1 protein-coding gene is annotated in these 240 nt (G+C 67.9%); it reads left to right on the top strand.

The window, feature by feature from the left end; translation table 11 throughout:
* A partial coding sequence (locus ACNAVT_RS31940) for an NAD-dependent epimerase/dehydratase family protein (RefSeq protein WP_416301732.1) occupies positions 1-240 on the top strand: 240 nt, incomplete at both ends.

The following is a 240-nucleotide window of genomic DNA, read 5'->3' as shown; positions in this document are numbered from 1 at the left end:
CCGCTGCTCCAACAACTACGGGCCCTACCAGTTCCCCGAGAAGCTCATCCCCCTGTTCGTCACCAACCTGCTCGACGGCGCCACCGTGCCGCTCTACGGCGACGGCGGCAACATCCGCGACTGGCTGCACGTGCACGACCACTGCCGCGGCATCGCCCTGGTGCAGGACAAGGGCCGCGCCGGAGAGGTCTACCACATCGGCGGCGGCACCGAACTGACCAACAAGGAACTCACCGCCCG

Source organism: Micromonospora sp. SL4-19 (genome assembly GCF_047921475.1).
In the GTDB taxonomy this organism is placed as follows: domain Bacteria; phylum Actinomycetota; class Actinomycetes; order Mycobacteriales; family Micromonosporaceae; genus Micromonospora.
Note: the sequence above shows the minus strand (reverse complement) of the source record. Positions and strands in the feature narration are given on the sequence as shown.